Origin of the sequence: Dickeya aquatica (genome assembly GCF_900095885.1) — a bacterium.
Classification (GTDB): Bacteria; Pseudomonadota; Gammaproteobacteria; order Enterobacterales; family Enterobacteriaceae; genus Dickeya; species Dickeya aquatica.
Window position 1 is genome coordinate 3,791,763 of the sequence record NZ_LT615367.1, and the last position, 16,563, is coordinate 3,808,325.

General features: G+C 52.8%; 12 protein-coding genes. 6 read left to right on the plus strand and 6 right to left on the minus strand.

Annotated elements, in window-relative coordinates; genetic code table 11:
- Nucleotides 1-174: 174 nt before the first annotated feature.
- The 4 genes from lpdA to pdhR all read right to left on the minus strand — a co-directional run bounded on the left by lpdA (nt 175) and on the right by pdhR (nt 7,270).
- A complete protein-coding gene (gene lpdA / locus DAQ1742_RS17205; protein WP_035344166.1) occupies nt 175-1,599 on the minus strand; it encodes a dihydrolipoyl dehydrogenase in 1,425 nt (474 codons plus the stop codon).
- A 227-nt stretch (nt 1,600-1,826) separates the two neighbouring features.
- Complete coding sequence (gene aceF, locus DAQ1742_RS17210) at nt 1,827-3,695, minus strand: pyruvate dehydrogenase complex dihydrolipoyllysine-residue acetyltransferase (RefSeq protein WP_035344168.1); 1,869 nt, start codon at nt 3,693-3,695, stop codon at nt 1,827-1,829.
- Nucleotides 3,696-3,708: 13 nt separating this feature from the next.
- The gene (gene aceE / locus DAQ1742_RS17215) at nt 3,709-6,372 is read right to left on the minus strand and encodes a pyruvate dehydrogenase (acetyl-transferring), homodimeric type (protein ID WP_035344170.1); all 2,664 of its coding nucleotides are present in this window, start codon (nt 6,370-6,372) and stop codon (nt 3,709-3,711) included.
- Between the two features lie 133 nt (nt 6,373-6,505).
- Nucleotides 6,506-7,270, minus strand: a complete 765-nt coding sequence (gene pdhR, locus DAQ1742_RS17220; RefSeq protein WP_035344172.1) for a pyruvate dehydrogenase complex transcriptional repressor PdhR — start codon at nt 7,268-7,270, stop codon at nt 6,506-6,508.
- A gap of 697 nt (nt 7,271-7,967) precedes the next feature.
- Here pdhR and DAQ1742_RS17225 point away from each other — a divergent pair.
- Nucleotides 7,968-9,317, plus strand: a complete 1,350-nt coding sequence (locus DAQ1742_RS17225; RefSeq protein WP_035344174.1) for an amino acid permease — start codon at nt 7,968-7,970, stop codon at nt 9,315-9,317.
- Nucleotides 9,318-9,401: 84 nt separating this feature from the next.
- On the opposite strand, the gene ampE is transcribed toward DAQ1742_RS17225, so the two are convergent.
- Both ampE and ampD read right to left on the minus strand, forming a co-directional pair.
- Nucleotides 9,402-10,256: a beta-lactamase regulator AmpE gene (gene ampE / locus DAQ1742_RS17230; RefSeq protein WP_035344176.1), complete on the minus strand. Its 855-nt coding sequence runs from the start codon at nt 10,254-10,256 to the stop codon at nt 9,402-9,404.
- A 4-nt stretch (nt 10,257-10,260) separates the two neighbouring features.
- Nucleotides 10,261-10,821 (minus strand): 1,6-anhydro-N-acetylmuramyl-L-alanine amidase AmpD, encoded by a 561-nt coding sequence (gene ampD / locus DAQ1742_RS17235; RefSeq protein ID WP_035344178.1) that lies wholly within the window; start codon nt 10,819-10,821, stop codon nt 10,261-10,263.
- Between the two features lie 400 nt (nt 10,822-11,221).
- Here ampD and DAQ1742_RS17240 point away from each other — a divergent pair, with 400 nt between their 5' ends.
- The 5 genes from DAQ1742_RS17240 to hofC all read left to right on the plus strand — a co-directional run bounded on the left by DAQ1742_RS17240 (nt 11,222) and on the right by hofC (nt 16,462).
- Nucleotides 11,222-12,085: a nucleoside-specific channel-forming protein Tsx gene (locus DAQ1742_RS17240; RefSeq protein WP_035344182.1), complete on the plus strand. Its 864-nt coding sequence runs from the start codon at nt 11,222-11,224 to the stop codon at nt 12,083-12,085.
- Nucleotides 12,086-12,215: 130 nt separating this feature from the next.
- The gene (nadC, locus tag DAQ1742_RS17245) at nt 12,216-13,106 is read left to right on the plus strand and encodes a carboxylating nicotinate-nucleotide diphosphorylase (RefSeq protein ID WP_035346323.1); all 891 of its coding nucleotides are present in this window, start codon (nt 12,216-12,218) and stop codon (nt 13,104-13,106) included.
- A 268-nt stretch (nt 13,107-13,374) separates the two neighbouring features.
- Nucleotides 13,375-13,818 (plus strand): prepilin peptidase-dependent pilin, encoded by a 444-nt coding sequence (gene ppdD, locus DAQ1742_RS17250; RefSeq protein ID WP_035344184.1) that lies wholly within the window; start codon nt 13,375-13,377, stop codon nt 13,816-13,818.
- A 5-nt stretch (nt 13,819-13,823) separates the two neighbouring features.
- Nucleotides 13,824-15,260, plus strand: coding sequence for a type II secretion system protein GspE (gspE, locus tag DAQ1742_RS17255; RefSeq protein WP_035344186.1), 1,437 nt, complete (start codon nt 13,824-13,826; stop codon nt 15,258-15,260).
- Nucleotides 15,257-16,462 carry a protein transport protein HofC gene (hofC, locus tag DAQ1742_RS17260; RefSeq protein WP_035344187.1) on the plus strand — a complete coding sequence of 402 codons (1,206 nt, stop codon included), beginning with the start codon at nt 15,257-15,259 and terminating at the stop codon, nt 16,460-16,462. The genes gspE and hofC overlap by 4 nt, the downstream gene beginning before the upstream one ends.
- The last annotated feature ends 101 nt before the right edge of the window (nt 16,463-16,563 follow it).

The following is a 16,563-nucleotide window of genomic DNA, read 5'->3' on the forward strand; positions in this document are numbered from 1 at the left end:
TAAATACCCAGCGGTTTCCTTTGTGGTGGCTAAGTGTAAAGCCCCGATAAACGCAGGACAGGGAGAAAAGTGAATTCTGGGAGCGGGATTAAAAAAAATCCGGCAACCAGTGCCGGATCTGCAACGCAATAGCAAGAAGCACCGCACTCCGCCGCCAGGCGGCGGAGCCGCAGATTATTTCTTCTTCGCTTTCGGGTTTGGCAGGTCAGTGATACTGCCTTCAAACACTTCCGCAGCCAGGCCCACGGACTCGTGCAGCGTCGGGTGAGCATGAATGGTCAACGCGATATCTTCTGCATCGCACCCCATTTCAATGGCCAGACCGATTTCACCCAGCAGTTCACCGCCATTGGTGCCGACAATCGCCCCACCGATGACACGGTGTGTTTCTTTGTCGAAAATCAGTTTGGTCATACCGTCAGCGCAATCAGAAGCGATAGCACGGCCAGAAGCCGCCCACGGGAATACCGCGGTTTCATAGCTGATGCCTTTCTCTTTCGCTTCTTTCTCAGTCAAGCCAACCCAGGCCACTTCCGGCTCGGTATAGGCAATTGACGGGATCACTTTCGGGTCAAAGTAGTGTTTCTTGCCCGCGATCACTTCAGCTGCAACGTGACCTTCGTGCACGCCTTTGTGCGCCAGCATCGGCTGACCAACGATGTCGCCAATCGCGTAGATGTGCGGCACGTTAGTACGCAACTGCTTGTCAACACGAATAAAGCCGCGATCGTCAACTTCCACACCGGCCTGACCGGCATCCAGCAGTTTACCGTTCGGCACACGGCCGATAGCCACCAGCACCGCGTCATAACGCTGGGCTTCGGCAGGGGCATTTTTGCCTTCCATCGAAACATAGATGCCATCTTCTTTGGCTTCTACTGCGGTCACTTTGGTTTCCAGCATCAGGTTAAACTTCTTGCTGATACGCTTAGTGAACACTTTAACGATGTCTTTATCCGCTGCCGGGATCACCTGATCGAACATTTCTACGACGTCAATCTGTGAACCCAGAGCATGATATACCGTGCCCATTTCCAGGCCGATAATACCGCCGCCCATCACCAGCAGACGGCCGGGAACGGTTTTCAGCTCCAGTGCGTCTGTTGAATCCCATACGCGCGGGTCATCATGCGGAATAAACGGCAGTTGGATCGGGCGGGAGCCGGCGGCGATAATCGCATTATCGAAATTCACCGTGGTGCTGCCGCTTTCGCCTTCCACAACCAGCGTATTGGGGCCGGTAAATTTACCAAAACCGTTGACGACTTTGACTTTACGGCCTTTCGCCATACCAGCCAAACCACCAGTCAACTGATTGATGACTTTCTCTTTCCAGGTACGGATTTTATCAATATCAGTCTGCGGCTCGCCGAATACGATGCCGTGTTCCGCCAGTGCTTTGGCTTCTTCAATGACTTTCGCAACATGCAGCAGTGCTTTGGAGGGGATACAGCCTACGTTCAGACAGACACCACCCAGAGTGGAGTAGCGCTCGACCAGCACGGTATCCAGACCTAAGTCTGCACAACGGAACGCCGCAGAGTAGCCTGCGGGGCCCGCGCCAAGTACCACCACCTGAGCTTTAATTTCAGTACTCATCATGACCTCTTGTTTTGTTTGTCCGGCGGGTCAGACGTCGTTATTTATGGCGAGTCAAGTCATTACGCCCGTCATCCACCGGGACGCGTCCACCGCCAGCAGTTTACAGAATTGTTAATAATCTGCAAAGCACGTAACGGTGCGCCTCACTCACACCGTAGTACACAGGTGGTGCGCTACGGTGCGGGCATTAACAAAAAGGCTGGCCGCAGGGCCAGCCTCCACGGTTACATCACCAACCGGCGAATATCGCTCAGCGTGTTGTTGATGATGGTGATAAAGCGAGCACCATCAGCACCGTCGATCACGCGGTGGTCGAACGACAAGGAGATAGGCAGCATCAGGCGCGGCACAAACTCTTTACCATTCCAGACCGGCTCCATTGAGGATTTGGACACCCCAAGAATCGCCACTTCCGGTGCATTGACGATCGGCGCGAAGTGGGTGGTTCCCAGACCACCAATGCTGGAGATGGTAAAGCATCCGCCCTGCATTTCACCCGCCGTCAGTTTACCATCACGGGCTTTCTTGGAGATGACGGTCAGCTCACGAGACAGCTCAATGATGCCTTTCTTGTTAACATCTTTGAACACCGGCACTACCAGGCCATTTGGTGTATCTACCGCCACACCGATGTTGATGTATTTCTTCAACGTCAGGCGCTGGGCGTCTTCAGACAGTGAACTGTTGAAACGCGGCATCTGCTCAAGCGCAGTGGCCACAGCTTTCATGATGAACACCACAGGGGTTATCTTCACATCCAGCTTACGCTTCTCAGCCTCCACATTCTGCTGCTTGCGGAACGCTTCCAGATCGGTGATATCGGTTTTGTCGAAGTGCGTAACGTGCGGAATAACCACCCAGTTACGGCTCAGGTTAGCACCAGAGATCTTCTGAATACGGCCCAGTTCGACTTCTTCAACTTCACCAAACTTGCTGAAATCAACTTTCGGCCACGGCAGCAAGCCAGGCAGGGAACCACCGGTCGCGGCACCCGCTGCTGGCGCAGACTCGGCGCGTTTCACCGCATCTTTCACGTATGCCTGCACGTCTTCACGCAGGATACGACCTTTACGGCCAGTGCCTTTTACCTTCGCCAGATTGACACCAAATTCACGCGCCAGACGGCGGATAACCGGGGTCGCATGGATGTAAGCATCATTTTCAGCAAACTCGCTCTTACCCTCGGCTTTCGCTGCCGCCGGTGCAGGAGCGCTGGCTGCCGGTGCCGGTGCCGCAGCAACAGAAGCCACCGCAGGAGCCGCACCTTCGACTTCGAACACCATAATCAGCGAACCGGTTTTGACTTTGCTACCGGTGCTAACTTTGATTTCTTTTACGGTGCCCGCAAACGGTGCCGGGACTTCCATTGAGGCCTTGTCGCCTTCAACGGTAATCAGCGACTGTTCGGCCGCCACTTTATCACCGACTTTCACCAGCACTTCGGTCACTTCGACTTCATCGCCGCCGATATCCGGCACGTTGACGTCTTTGGCACCACTGCTCACGGCCGGGGCCGCAACCGGGGCGCTGGCTACGGGAGCCGCTGCCGCCGCAGGTGCTGCGCCTGCAACCTCAAACACCATGATAAGCGAACCGGTTTTCACCTTGTCGCCCGCCTTGATGCGAATTTCTTTGACGGTGCCCGCAAACGGTGCCGGCACTTCCATTGACGCTTTATCGCCTTCAACGGTAATCAGCGATTGTTCAGCGCTTACGGTATCGCCCACTTTTACCAGCACTTCGGTCACTTCAACTTCGTCGCCACCGATATCCGGCACTTCGACTTCTTTAGCTGCACTGGCCGCGGCCGGTGCCGCAACAGGCGCAGCCGCGGCTGGAGCCGGTGCGGCAGCCGCCGCACCTTCTGCTTCAAAGACCATGATCAATTTGCCGGTCGCCACTTTGTCGCCAACCGCCACTTTAATTTCTTTCACCACACCGGCTTGCGGTGAGGGTACTTCCATTGAAGCTTTGTCGCCTTCTACGGTAATCAGCGACTGCTCAGCTTCCACTTTGTCACCCACTTTAACCAGCACTTCGGTGACTTCAACTTCATCTGCACCGATATCCGGTACGTTGATTTCGATAGCCATTACGCTTTCCTTCTTATGCTACGCGCGGGTTAACTTTTTCAGGGTCAATGCTGAATTTCTTGATGGCCTCAGCCACGACAGATTTTTCAACGTCACCGCGTTTAGCCAGTTCACCCAGTGCCGCCACAACCACGTAGGACGCGTCCACTTCAAAGTGGTGACGCAGGTTTTCACGGCTGTCAGAACGACCGAAACCGTCCGTACCCAGTACGCGGTAGTCGCTGGCTGGAACGTAAGTACGCACCTGCTCGGCAAACAGTTTCATGTAGTCAGTAGACGCGACTGCCGGTGCGTCGTTCATCACCTGAGCGATGTACGGTACGCGCGGCGCTTCGGTCGGATGCAGCATGTTCCAGCGTTCGCAGTCCTGACCATCGCGGGCCAGTTCCGTGAAGGAGGTGACGCTGTACACATCAGAACCGATGCCGTAATCGTTGGCCAGGATCTGCGCGGCTTCACGCACATGACGCAGAATTGAACCTGAACCCAGCAACTGCACTTTACCTTTGCTGCCCGCCACCGTTTCCAGCTTGTAGATACCTTTGCGGATACCTTCTTCAGCGCCTTTCGGCATCGCTGGCATGTGGTAGTTTTCGTTCAGCGTGGTGATGTAGTAGTAAATATTTTCCTGTGCTTCACCGTACATACGCACCAGACCGTCATGCATGATGACAGCAACTTCGTATGCGAATGCCGGGTCATAGGAAATACAGTTCGGGATAGTCAGCGACTGAATGTGGCTATGGCCATCTTCATGTTGCAGACCTTCGCCGTTCAGCGTAGTACGACCAGACGTGCCGCCGATCAGGAAGCCGCGAGCCTGCTGGTCGCCTGCTGCCCAGCACAGGTCGCCAATACGCTGGAAACCGAACATTGAATAGTAGATATAGAACGGGATCATCGGCAGATCATTTGTGCTGTATGACGTTGCCGCCGCCAGCCAGGATGAACCTGCGCCCAGCTCGTTGATCCCTTCCTGCAAGATCTGGCCTTTCTGATCTTCTTTGTAGTACGCCACCAGCTCACGATCCTGCGGGGTATACTGCTGACCGTTCGGGCTGTAGATACCAATCTGACGGAACAGACCTTCCATCCCGAAGGTACGCGCTTCATCGGCAATGATCGGCACCAGACGGTCTTTAATCGACGGGTTCTTCAGCATCACATTCAGCGCACGCACGAATGCAATCGTGGTCGAAATTTCTTTGGTCTGTTCTTCTAACAGCGAGCTAAAGTCTTCCAGTGAAGGCAGTGCCAGCTTCTCAGAGAAATTCGGCTGACGGGACGGCAGGTAGCCTTCCAGCGCCTGACGGCGTTCGTGCAGGTATTTGTACTCTTCGGAGTCTTTGTCAAACGTAATGAACGGCAGATTTTCGACATCCGCATCAGATACCGGCACATTGAAACGATCGCGGAAATAACGCACGCCGTCCATGTTGATTTTCTTGACCTGATGGGCAATGTTCTTGCCTTCAGCCGCATCACCCATACCGTAACCTTTGACGGTATGCGCCAGGATAACCACCGGCTTGCCTTTGGTTTCCTGTGCTTTTTTCAGTGCTGCATAGACTTTCTTCGGATCGTGGCCACCGCGGTTCAGTGCCCAAATGTCATCATCGCTCCAGTCTTTTACCAGCTCGGCGGTTTCCGGGTATTTCCCGAAGAAGTGCTCACGCACATAGGCACCGTTTTTGGACTTGAAGGTCTGATAGTCACCGTCAACGGTTTCATTCATCAGTTGGATCAGTTTACCACTGGTGTCTTTACGCAGCAGTTCATCCCAACGTCCGCCCCAGATAACCTTGATAACTTCCCAGCCAGCGCCACCAAAGATACCTTCCAGCTCGTTGATTATCTTGCCGTTACCCGTTACCGGGCCATCCAGACGCTGCAAGTTACAGTTGATGACAAACACCAGGTTGTCCAGTTTTTCGCGGGTTGCGATGGTAATCGCACCTTTGGATTCTGGCTCATCCATTTCACCATCGCCCAGGAAGGCGTAAACGGTTTGTTTGCTGGTATCTTTCAAACCACGATTATTCAGGTATTTCAGGAATTTAGCCTGATAAATCGCATTAATTGGCCCCAGGCCCATAGAAACGGTCGGGAACTGCCAGAATTCCGGCATCAGTTTCGGATGCGGATAAGAAGAGAGCCCCTTGCCATGAACTTCCTGACGGAAGTTGTTCATCTGCTCTTCGGTCAGGCGGCCTTCAAGGAAAGCACGCGCGTAAACACCGGGAGAAATATGGCCCTGGAAGAACACCAGATCACCGCCATCCTGTGCATTACGGGCGCGGAAGAAATGGTTAAAGCACACGTCATAGAAGGTAGCGGAAGACTGGAAAGACGCCATATGACCGCCCAGCTCCAGATCCTTCTTAGAGGCACGCAGTACCGTCATTACCGCATTCCAGCGAATCGCGGAACGGATACGGCGCTCCAGATCAAGGTTCCCCGGATATGCGGGTTCATCTTCAACCGCGATGGTGTTGATATAGCGGCTGCCAGCACTACCCGCAGCGACTTTCACACCACCTTTGCGTGCTTCAGTCAGTACCTGATCAATCAGGAACTGAGCGCGCTCAACACCCTCTTCACGGATAACCGATTCGATCGCTTGCAGCCAGTCACGCGTTTCGATCGGATCCACGTCATTATTCAAACGTTCTGACATGGTGTATTCCTTATCTGTTTCTAATCAGTGGATTTATCTGGAGCCTGTCTTCTTGCACTCTGCTACCAAATGATAAAGCGCAGGAAGACAGGCCCTTCGTCTTGTTTGCCGCATTTGGCTACCAACTGGCAGCCTAATCCTTGCGTTGCTGGAGCCGTCGTAACGAGCGTTCTCGTCGGCTATGTTCCCGGTTAAGTTCCAGCAGTACTTCCTCAATAAATGCCAGATGGCGATGTGACGCCTCGCGTGCCTTTTCCGGTTCACGAGCGACAATTGCCTCAAAAATTCTGGCACGATGGTCACTCACCTGTGTCAGCACTTCACGACTCAGGTAAAGCAACTCAAAATTCTGTCTGACGTTTTGCTCAAGCATCGGCCCCATGCACCGCAACAGATGCAGCAAGACCACATTGTGCGTTGCCTCGGTAACCGCCACCTGATACTGCATCACCGCCTCGGACTCGGCGACCAAATCGCCCGATTCACGCGCCGTCTCAATCAGTGCATGGCAGTCGCGAATACGCTGCAAGTCTTCTTCCGTACCGCGTAGAGCAGCATAATAAGCGGCGATGCCTTCCAGAGCGTGACGGGTTTCGAGGAGATCAAACTGTGCTTCGGGGTGATTACTCAGCAATTCCGCCAGCGGATCGCTGATACTCTGCCAAAGATTACTCTGCACAAATGTACCGCCACCCTGACGGCGCAAAAGCAACCCTTTAGCTTCAAGACGTTGAATAGCTTCGCGCAGCGAAGGGCGGGAAACATCAAACTGTTTAGCCAGCTCACGTTCGGGAGGAAGTTTCTCACCAGGACGCAAGGTTCCTTCAAGGATCAGAAACTCCAGTTGCTGTTCAATCACATCTGACAGTTTGGGCTGACGGATCTTGCTGTAGGCCATGTAGATTCTTCCCGGCGAAAAAGCGCGGAGTCAATTGGTAATACCAATTTTAAAAACGTGACGCACAAAGTAACAAAGTATTCACCTTCTGTCCATACGGACGTCGAGTGAAATTACCAATCACCTCACTTTTTAACAAATGCCCTGAATGTTGTGGAAAAATCACCAACAGGTCAGTGGTATTACCATTCCCAACCCCGGTTTGTTTTAACTTTTTTGAAACCAAAATCAGGCAAAGCTGAACCGTTTAACCCATGACGAAATGAATAAAAAAATCCAAAAAATGCATAAAAAATCAAACATTATGCATTCGTGCGCTGGAGCACACTGTCATCACGCTTATCGATGACTCTCCGGTATTGGCATAGCTGAAAACAACGGGAGACGGTATTGAGCAATATCGCTTCTGCGCACCATTTAACAACCGTGAAGAGAACGGCGAGATGACATGACCTGGTGGCGAAAATCATCCAATCATAGTGAGAAGATGACAACGATCATGACATCACACTTTTGCGTTCCTGCTCGCAAGAAATCAGTGCAATTCGGCACGCTTATCACTATTCTCTGACGCGCGATAGCGTTGATAACAATTCAGGTTTGTCAACGTCGTAAAAATAAAATTACATATACGTAAAAAGGCAAGCACACCGCGCGGGTGCCGGGCTTACCTTTCCATCGGCAGAGGGTTAAAAGCATGCAAGATCAACAAGACGGTACGCTACAGCGTGGCCTGAAAAACCGTCACATACAGTTGATTGCCCTGGGGGGTGCAGTAGGAACCGGCCTGTTCCTCGGTATCGCACAGACGATCAAAATGGCAGGCCCTTCCGTATTACTGGGCTATGCGATAGGCGGCTTGATTGCGTTTTTCATCATGCGCCAGTTAGGTGAAATGGTCGTAGAAGAACCGGTTGCAGGCTCCTTTAGCCATTTCGCCTATAAATACTGGGGCAACTTTGCCGGTTTCGCCTCCGGCTGGAATTACTGGGTGCTCTACGTACTGGTAGCGATGGCCGAGTTGAGCGCGGTCGGTATTTATGTTCAGTACTGGTGGCCGGGTGTGCCTACCTGGATTTCCGCAGCCATCTTTTTTGTGCTGATTAACGCCATTAATCTCGCCAACGTCAAAATGTACGGTGAGCTGGAATTTTGGTTTGCGATTATCAAAGTTGCCGCCATTATCGGCATGATTGCCTTTGGTGGCTGGCTCTTGATGAGCGGCCATGGTGGGCCTGAGGCGAGCATAACCAACCTCTGGGCTCAGGGCGGCTTTTTCCCCAATGGCGTCAGCGGATTAGTCATGGCGATGGCTGTCATTATGTTTTCCTTTGGCGGCCTCGAGCTGGTGGGTATTACCGCCGCTGAAGCCGACAAACCAGAAGAAAGCATCCCACGCGCAACCAACCAGGTGCTCTATCGTATATTGCTCTTCTATATTGGCTCACTCACCGTGCTGTTATCTCTCTATCCTTGGGGGAAAGTGGTAGAAGGCGGTAGCCCGTTTGTGATGATTTTCCATGCATTAAACAGCGAACTGGTGGCTAACATTCTCAACCTGGTTGTGCTGACAGCGGCGTTATCGGTCTATAACAGTTGTGTCTATTGCAACAGCCGCATGCTTTACGGCCTTGCCAAACAGGGGAATGGCCCGCAGTCACTGCTGAAAGTCGATCGTCGCGGTGTTCCTGTCGTCGCCATTGGATTATCAGCGCTGGCAACCGCCTTGTGCGTACTCATCAACTATCTCATGCCGGGTAAAGCCTTTGAACTGTTGATGGCGCTGGTTGTTTCCGCATTGGTTATCAACTGGGCGATGATCAGTCTGGCCCACCTGAAATTCCGCGCAGCGAAGGACAAACAAGGCGTTAAGACACGTTTTCAGGCGCTGTGGTTCCCGTTCGGTAATTATCTGTGTCTGGCCTTCATGGCCGGGATTCTGGTGATTATGTTCATGACTCCGGGTATTCAGATTTCGGTGCTGCTGATCCCCGTATGGCTGGTGGTGTTAGGTATCGGCTATCGCTTCACCAAAAAACGCCAATAATCGCTATTTCTCGTCATATCAGGCAATAACGAAAAGAGGATGACCATTTCGTCATCCTCTTTCTTCATTCTTCATCGCCAATACCTAAATCAGCGTGCCATAAATCGTCAACAACGCGACCACCACGACCAGCACCAGCGTCACTTTTTTTGCCAGCGACGCTGCGGCCCGGGGGGTCGAGAGAGGATCGCTATGCGGTTCCCTTTCCAGTGAAAACTGCGCCAGTCGGGTTAAAACCCAATATTGCGAGGAGCGCAAATCCATCATCGCGGCAAACCACGCTGGCAGCGCTTTCTCACCATGCCCCAGCAAGGCATAAGCCACGCCAGCCAAACGCACCGGAACCCAATCAAGCCAATGTAACAGCATATCTACACCAGCGTTCGCCCGCTCCAGCGGCGTATGATGGCGAGCCAGACAACATTGCCTTGCCCGTAGTACCGAATACCCCACTAACGCAACCGCACCATAAGGGCCCGCCACCACAAACCAGAACAACGGGGCCAGATAAAAGCGGAAATTTAACCACAGTAACGCATTTTGCAGCTCTTTTAACCGTTCACGCTCCGTTGCGTCCTGCGGTAAGCCGTGGATGAGCGCCAGCTCAAGCGCCATTTCCTGACAGGCATCTCGTTCTCCGCGTTGTGCCGCCTGAATGTAACGATGATAGTGTTGACGCGCCTCACCGGCTCCGATGCACAATAACCCAACGGCAATCCACAACAGTAGCAGTGGCAAACCAAACAGCCAGCCACCGAGCAACCATTGCAACATCAGCATGATGCCCATCGACATCGCTGACAGAAAAAGCGTTTGCAGCAATGACGGAGCAGACAGATGGCGAAACACCTGCTCCAGATGATGATCCAGTTGCCAGTGGTCGCCGCGTTTAAACATACGCTCCCACCCCAATACCAGTAACAGGCTAAACAACGTCATCGGTTTACTCCCCTTGTTGCTCTTGTGTCTGCCATAACTGTTGATATCGGGCCCAGTCGAATGCCGGGCCGGGATCGGTTTTGCGCCCCGGCGCAATATCACTATGCCCGGTAATACGGTCTGATGTCATACCGTACTCTTTACTGAGTAATCGCGTCACCCGCGCCAGACTCTGGTACTGTTCCGGGGTAAATGGCTCGGTATCAGTGCCTTCGAGCTCAATACCAATCGAGAAATCATTACAGCGCTCGCGCCCTTGAAACACCGAAACACCGGCATGCCAGGCCCGTTTATCAAACGCAACATACTGAACAATCTCTCCGTCACGACGAATCAAACAGTGAGCGGACACCCGCAAATGGGCTATCGTGGCGAAATAAGGGTGGTCACGGCCCTCTAACATACCGGTAAAAAGCTGGTCAATATAAGGCCCGCCAAACTCTCCCGGTGGCAAACTGATGTTGTGAATCACCAACAAAGAAGGGGATTCCGCCTCTGGACGCTCATCCTGATGCGGTGACAGAACGCGTTTAACGCCTGTCAACCAGCCATGCTCGACTCTCATCAACACTCCTTTTATCTGACCGGCTATTGCGAATGCGAGCCACTGCCCACTCCGGTATCCCCCCGTCATCGGCCACAGGCCCTAACCGCCTGTTCGAACTCATCATGCAGACATCTTACCGCATCTGCTATGCTTCTGAGGCGCGAAAAAAGCATGCCAATTTATCCGCTGTCATCACTCCTGAGACGCCCCCCCCATGATGTTCTACTCATCTTCTGGTATGCTGCGCCCCTTCTGCGGCCTGTACCCAGCGAATTTGTCATGACAGGCAAACGTGGTTGTCCGCAGTTCATCGCCGGAAAATTTTTCAGTCTTTATTTTGTTATTACCGTCCGAACCCCCTTTGCAGACCGGGCAGGCCGGGATGCCAATCGAGCATCGGACAATACAGAGAATCATCATGAAAAAAATCCTTGCTGCCTGTGCAATCAGCACATTGTCATACAGTTTACCCACCCTTGCGGATGCCAGCGCCCCGCAATATCTTTCTGACTGGTGGCACCAGAGCATTAATGTTGTAGGCAGTTATCACACGCGCTTCGGGCCCCAGTTAAACAATGATGTGTATCTGGAGTATGAAGCTTTCGCCCGCAAGGACTGGTTTGATTTTTACGGCTACGTCGATGTGCCAAAAACGTTTGGTGCCGGTAACACACCTGACCGTGGTATCTGGGACAAAGGTTCTCCGCTGTTTATGGAAATTGAACCGCGCTTTTCCATCGACAAGCTGACCAACACACAGTTAGGATTCGGCCCGTTCAAAGAGTGGTACGTCGCCAATAACATTATCTACGATCAAGGCCGCAACAACGACTCACGCCAGAGCACCTGGTTCGTCGGTCTGGGAACCGACATCAACACCGGCACTGACCTGTCACTGTCCGCCAATATCTATGCCCGCTACCAGGGCCAGAACTACAGCGCGCCAAATGAAGACCGCTGGGATGGCTACCGTTTCAAAATCAAATATTTCTACCCGATCGCACTGCTGTGGGGCGGCAAGCTAACCTATATTGGCTTTACCAACTTCGACTTTGGCTCCGACCTGGCAAACGCAGCGGGCCCATCGCGCACCGGCAACGCCATTGCCTCAAGCCATATTCTGGCCTTGAACTATGACCACTGGCACTACTCGGTCGTCGCACGTTACTTCCATAACGGCGGCCAATGGGCTGAAGGCACAGAACTGGATTTTGGCCGGGGCCCGTTTAATGTTCGCTCCACCGGCTGGGGCTATTATCTGGTCGCAGGTTACAACTTCTGATTGTTGGCATTATCTATCCCGGCCAGCACCGGGATAGAAAAACAACATGTTGAACTACAATAATATTTAGAGCATATACCGCCCGCTAAATGGGATAGCATAACGTCCGGATTTCCGTCGGAGTAACATGATGACAACACGTCGTTATAGTCAGGAACAGCGTCAGGCTGAACTGCTGGAGCGCATTGAGCAGGATATCCCCGCCAGCGTACATCTGGCATTACGTGAAGACCTTGGCGGCGATGCCAGCGCGGAGCGCGACATTACCGCACAATTGTTGCCAGCAGACGCCCAGGCCCACGCCGTCATTATTACCCGTGAAAGCGGGGTTTTTTGCGGCCAGCGCTGGCTGGATGAAGTGTTCCGTCAGTTGGGCGGAAACGTGGCCATCGACTGGCTGGTGCACGACGGTGATGTTTTGACAGAAAACCAGCCGCTGTGCCGCCTGCACGGGCCTTCGCGCATACTGCTCACCGGTGAGCGCACCGCGTTAAATTTCCTGCAAACGCTCAGTGGCGTGGCAACCGAAGTCCACCGTTATGTCGCTCAATTAGCAGGAACACACACCCGGTTGCTGGACACGCGAAAAACGCTGCCCGGTTTGCGTACTGCTCTTAAATACGCGGTACTGTGTGGCGGAGGAAGCAACCATCGCCTCGGCCTGGCAGATGCCTTTCTGATTAAGGAAAACCACATTATCGCTGCTGGATCCATTAAACTGGCAGTCGAACAAGCCTTCCGGCTGCGTAACGATGTACCAATAGAAGTCGAAGTCGAAACACTCGATGAACTGCAACAGGCGCTGGACGCTAATGCCGATATCATCATGCTGGACAACTTCACGCTGGCAGCCATTCACGAAGCGGTAACGCTGACCCGTGGCCGTGCACTGCTGGAAGTCTCGGGTAACGTGACACTGCAAACACTGCCCGCTTATGCCGCGACCGGCGTCGACTATATCTCGGTCGGCGCGCTGACCAAGCATGTACAGGCGCTCGATCTGTCGATGCGGTTTAATTAATCCTTCATCACTCTTGTTGCATTCGCCTCCACGCCATCAGCCCAGCCTCTGTGGGTTGATGGCTATCCTACCGCCGTATCTGTTTTTCCACCCGTATTCCTTTCACATTATTCCGTCATTTTGCGAGCGGCCTCGCCCGTATCCTGTAACGCCACATCGTTGATCAAGGCTGTTTGCATAGCGGATTCCTGATTAAAAATATCACTGTCGCCAGCGATGCTCACCGCCATTATCCTGCCGCTACCAGCCACACCAGGGAATGAACAACATGACACAACAAGGATTTTCATTAATTGAACTGATGGTGGTGATTGTCATCATCGCCATGTTGAGTGCTTTAGGTATACCGGCCTATCAAGGCTATCTGCAAAAAGCAGCGATGACCGATATGCTGCAAGCCATGGCATCCTATAAGACTGCCGTCGATTTGTGTGGGCTTAGCAATGCAGGGTTTGACGAATGCAGCGCAGGTTCACAAGGTATTCCGGCTGCCGCAGCGTCACGCTATGTCAGCAACGTCACAATCAATCGTGGTGTCATTACACTTACCGGGCAATCGACATTGCAAGGGCTAAGCGTGGTGATGACCCCCACCATGGATACACAAAATGGTGCACCGCGCTGGACCCGTGCCTGCCAGTTGGGTTCTGGATCCGAAAGCTTGCGCCAGGCCTGTGAAGATGTGTTCCGCTTTGATACCAGTGCGGGGTGAACATCATGACCAACATCACCCGGCAACATCATGAGTTACAAAAACTCTGTCAACGCTATCATGCGTTGCTACTGGATATGGATGAGCACACTGTCTGTATTGCCGTGACAGGGTTGGTTGCAGAAGAACTGATTGCCGCGCTGCGTTTTGCCAGCCACCGGCGGGTTATCGTCGAGCAGTGGCCTGCGGCACGCATGGAGCAGCATCTGGCCGCACCACATGTACAAGAAGCGGCGACCGTTTATCAGGCACAGACATTGCCATCACAAGAAAGCGAGGATGCCCCCGTCGTCCGGTTCATTAATCGCACGCTGGCGCTGGCGATTGAACGGCGGGCATCTGACATTCACTTCGAACCGCTCAGCAACACCTATCGCGTCAGGTTGCGTATTGATGGTGTTTTACAATCAGCGCTAACTGTGCCGGAAGGGATCTCCAGCCACCTTGTCGCCCGACTAAAAATTATGGGCCGCATGAATATTGCTGAACGCCGACTGCCTCAGGATGGCCAGTTCAATCTAGAACTGGAACAGCAAGACTACTCATTGCGCATCGCCACGCTACCAGTACAAGGGGGCGAAAAAGTCGTTCTGAGAGTATTGCAAACACAGCAGCAAGCGCTCGCACTTGATGAATTGGGGCTACCGACTTCAGCATTACAGCAGTTCAAACAGATACTGGCCCTGCCGCAAGGGTTGATTCTGGTTACCGGGCCAACAGGGAGTGGAAAAACCTTCACACTCTATAGCGCCATCGACTGGCTAAATGAAGTCAGTCGCAATATTTGCAGCGTGGAAGATCCTGTGGAAATCCCACTCGCCGGTATTAATCAAACCAGTGTCCATAGCAAAAGCCAGTTAAGTTTCGCCAGGGTGTTACGTGCATTACTGCGCCAGGATCCAGATGTGATAATGATTGGCGAGATACGTGATACAGAAACAGCGGAGATTGCCGTTAAAGCCGCACAAACAGGCCATCTGGTGCTATCAACGCTGCATACCAACTCAGCCATCGAGACACTTACTCGCCTGAGTCACCTTGGTATTCCGGGTTATTTGCTCAGTGCGGCCCTGAAACTGATAATTGCGCAGCGTTTAGTTCGGCGTTTATGCCCGCACTGTCGCCAGCCTTTGCAGGATATTACCACTCTCCCCGGTTCCCTCTGGCAAGGCTCACTGAGGCAATGGCAGCCTGCCGGATGTGAACACTGTTTTTCAGGCTACTATGGCCGGGCCGCCCTCTATGATTTACTTCCCATCACTCCGGCAATTCAGCAAATACTCACTGAACCAGCCGTTCAGTTGATGTCTCCACATGCCAGAACACGGGTTGAAGAGAATGGCTTGCTACGCGCTGGGCTGGTTTTGGTTCATGAAGGCATTACCTCACTCGCGGAAGTCTATCGCGTCGTGGGAGAACAGATCCCCCCACAAACACCATGACAAAACAAACGCTCTATTACTGGCAGGCATTGCGACCTGATGGCACATTATGTCGCGGTGAACGCATAGGCCTTAGCAAAACGGATGTCTATCATTTTTTGCTATCTGCGGGCTATCAGCCGCTGCACCTAAAAACGGGCCCGAATCTGACAAAACGCTACTGGCGCGGGCCACAACTGGTGGGCATCACCCGGCAGTTAGCCACACTCTTGCAGGCTGGATTACCCTTGCTGGACGCACTGGGGCTGTTGAGCCGCCAGCATGAAAAACCCGGCTGGCGCTGCCTGCTGGAGGAAATCAGGTTGCAAGTCTCGCAAGGGCGGGCGCTATCGAGCGTTCTGACTGACTATCCTGACGCATTTCCTCCCCTGTTCAGCACATTGCTGGCCGTTGGCGAATTGACAGGCAAACTGGATGAATGCTGCTCACGATTAGCGGAATATCAGGAAACCCGGCAAAAACTGGCCGGAGATATCATGAAAGCGCTGCGTTATCCCACCGTTGTGATAATAACGGGTATTCTGGTTGCCTTGTTAATGCTTACGCTGGTCTTACCCGAGTTCGCCACCTTGTATGCCTCATTCAATGCCCCTTTACCCTGGCTCACCCGTGTGATGCTCGTTATCTCGCAACGTTTCACAGAGTATGGTGCATGGGGAATCGGCTTACCCGCTCTTGTGTTACTGTACTATCAGCGATTACGTCGGCAACACCCGACATGGCAAACACGGGAGCATCGGTTATTACTGAAGCTCCCCCTGCTTTCCAACCTGATCCGCAGTCATTGCCTTAGCCAAATATTTCATACGCTGTCGATGACACAACAGGCAGGGTTGACTCTGCCTGTTGGCCTCCTCGCAGCAGCCACATTGAATAACAAGCTATATCAGCAGTCGCTGACTGCCATACAGCATCAACTAGAGCAAGGTATTTCACTCGGCCAGGCCATGCAGAGATACTCATCCCTTTATCCCTCACCTTGCGAACAGCTCATTATCGTCGGAGAAGAGAGTGGTGCACTCGATGAAGTATTTACGCGGCTGGCACTCTGGTATGAAAATCATACGCGCCAGTTTGCCGATACCCTGACTCAAACACTGGAGCCGCTGTTATTAACAACGGTTGGCGGATTAGTCGGTATATTGGTCATCGCCATGTACCTCCCCATATTTCAGTTAGGGAACGTTCTGGCCGGGGCCTGACACGGACTACCATAGCTAACGCAATCAGGCTCTGTAACATGTAACGTGCCAGCCGAAGTGGTGAATGCTTACTCTCACTGTCCCGCTATATCTCACGGATA

Excerpts from the sequence above, each read along its gene's own strand:
- lpdA (WP_035344166.1), bottom strand. The coding sequence starts at position 1,599 with ATGAGTACTGAAATTAAAGCTCAGGTGGTGGTACTTGGCGCGGGCCCC.
- aceF (WP_035344168.1), bottom strand. The coding sequence starts at position 3,695 with ATGGCTATCGAAATCAACGTACCGGATATCGGTGCAGATGAAGTTGAA.
- aceE (WP_035344170.1), bottom strand. The coding sequence starts at position 6,372 with ATGTCAGAACGTTTGAATAATGACGTGGATCCGATCGAAACGCGTGAC.
- pdhR (WP_035344172.1), bottom strand. The coding sequence starts at position 7,270 with ATGGCCTACAGCAAGATCCGTCAGCCCAAACTGTCAGATGTGATTGAA.
- DAQ1742_RS17225 (WP_035344174.1), top strand. The coding sequence starts at position 7,968 with ATGCAAGATCAACAAGACGGTACGCTACAGCGTGGCCTGAAAAACCGT.
- ampE (WP_035344176.1), bottom strand. The coding sequence starts at position 10,256 with ATGACGTTGTTTAGCCTGTTACTGGTATTGGGGTGGGAGCGTATGTTT.
- ampD (WP_035344178.1), bottom strand. The coding sequence starts at position 10,821 with ATGAGAGTCGAGCATGGCTGGTTGACAGGCGTTAAACGCGTTCTGTCA.
- DAQ1742_RS17240 (WP_035344182.1), top strand. The coding sequence starts at position 11,222 with ATGAAAAAAATCCTTGCTGCCTGTGCAATCAGCACATTGTCATACAGT.
- nadC (WP_035346323.1), top strand. The coding sequence starts at position 12,216 with ATGACAACACGTCGTTATAGTCAGGAACAGCGTCAGGCTGAACTGCTG.
- ppdD (WP_035344184.1), top strand. The coding sequence starts at position 13,375 with ATGACACAACAAGGATTTTCATTAATTGAACTGATGGTGGTGATTGTC.
- gspE (WP_035344186.1), top strand. The coding sequence starts at position 13,824 with ATGACCAACATCACCCGGCAACATCATGAGTTACAAAAACTCTGTCAA.
- hofC (WP_035344187.1), top strand. The coding sequence starts at position 15,257 with ATGACAAAACAAACGCTCTATTACTGGCAGGCATTGCGACCTGATGGC.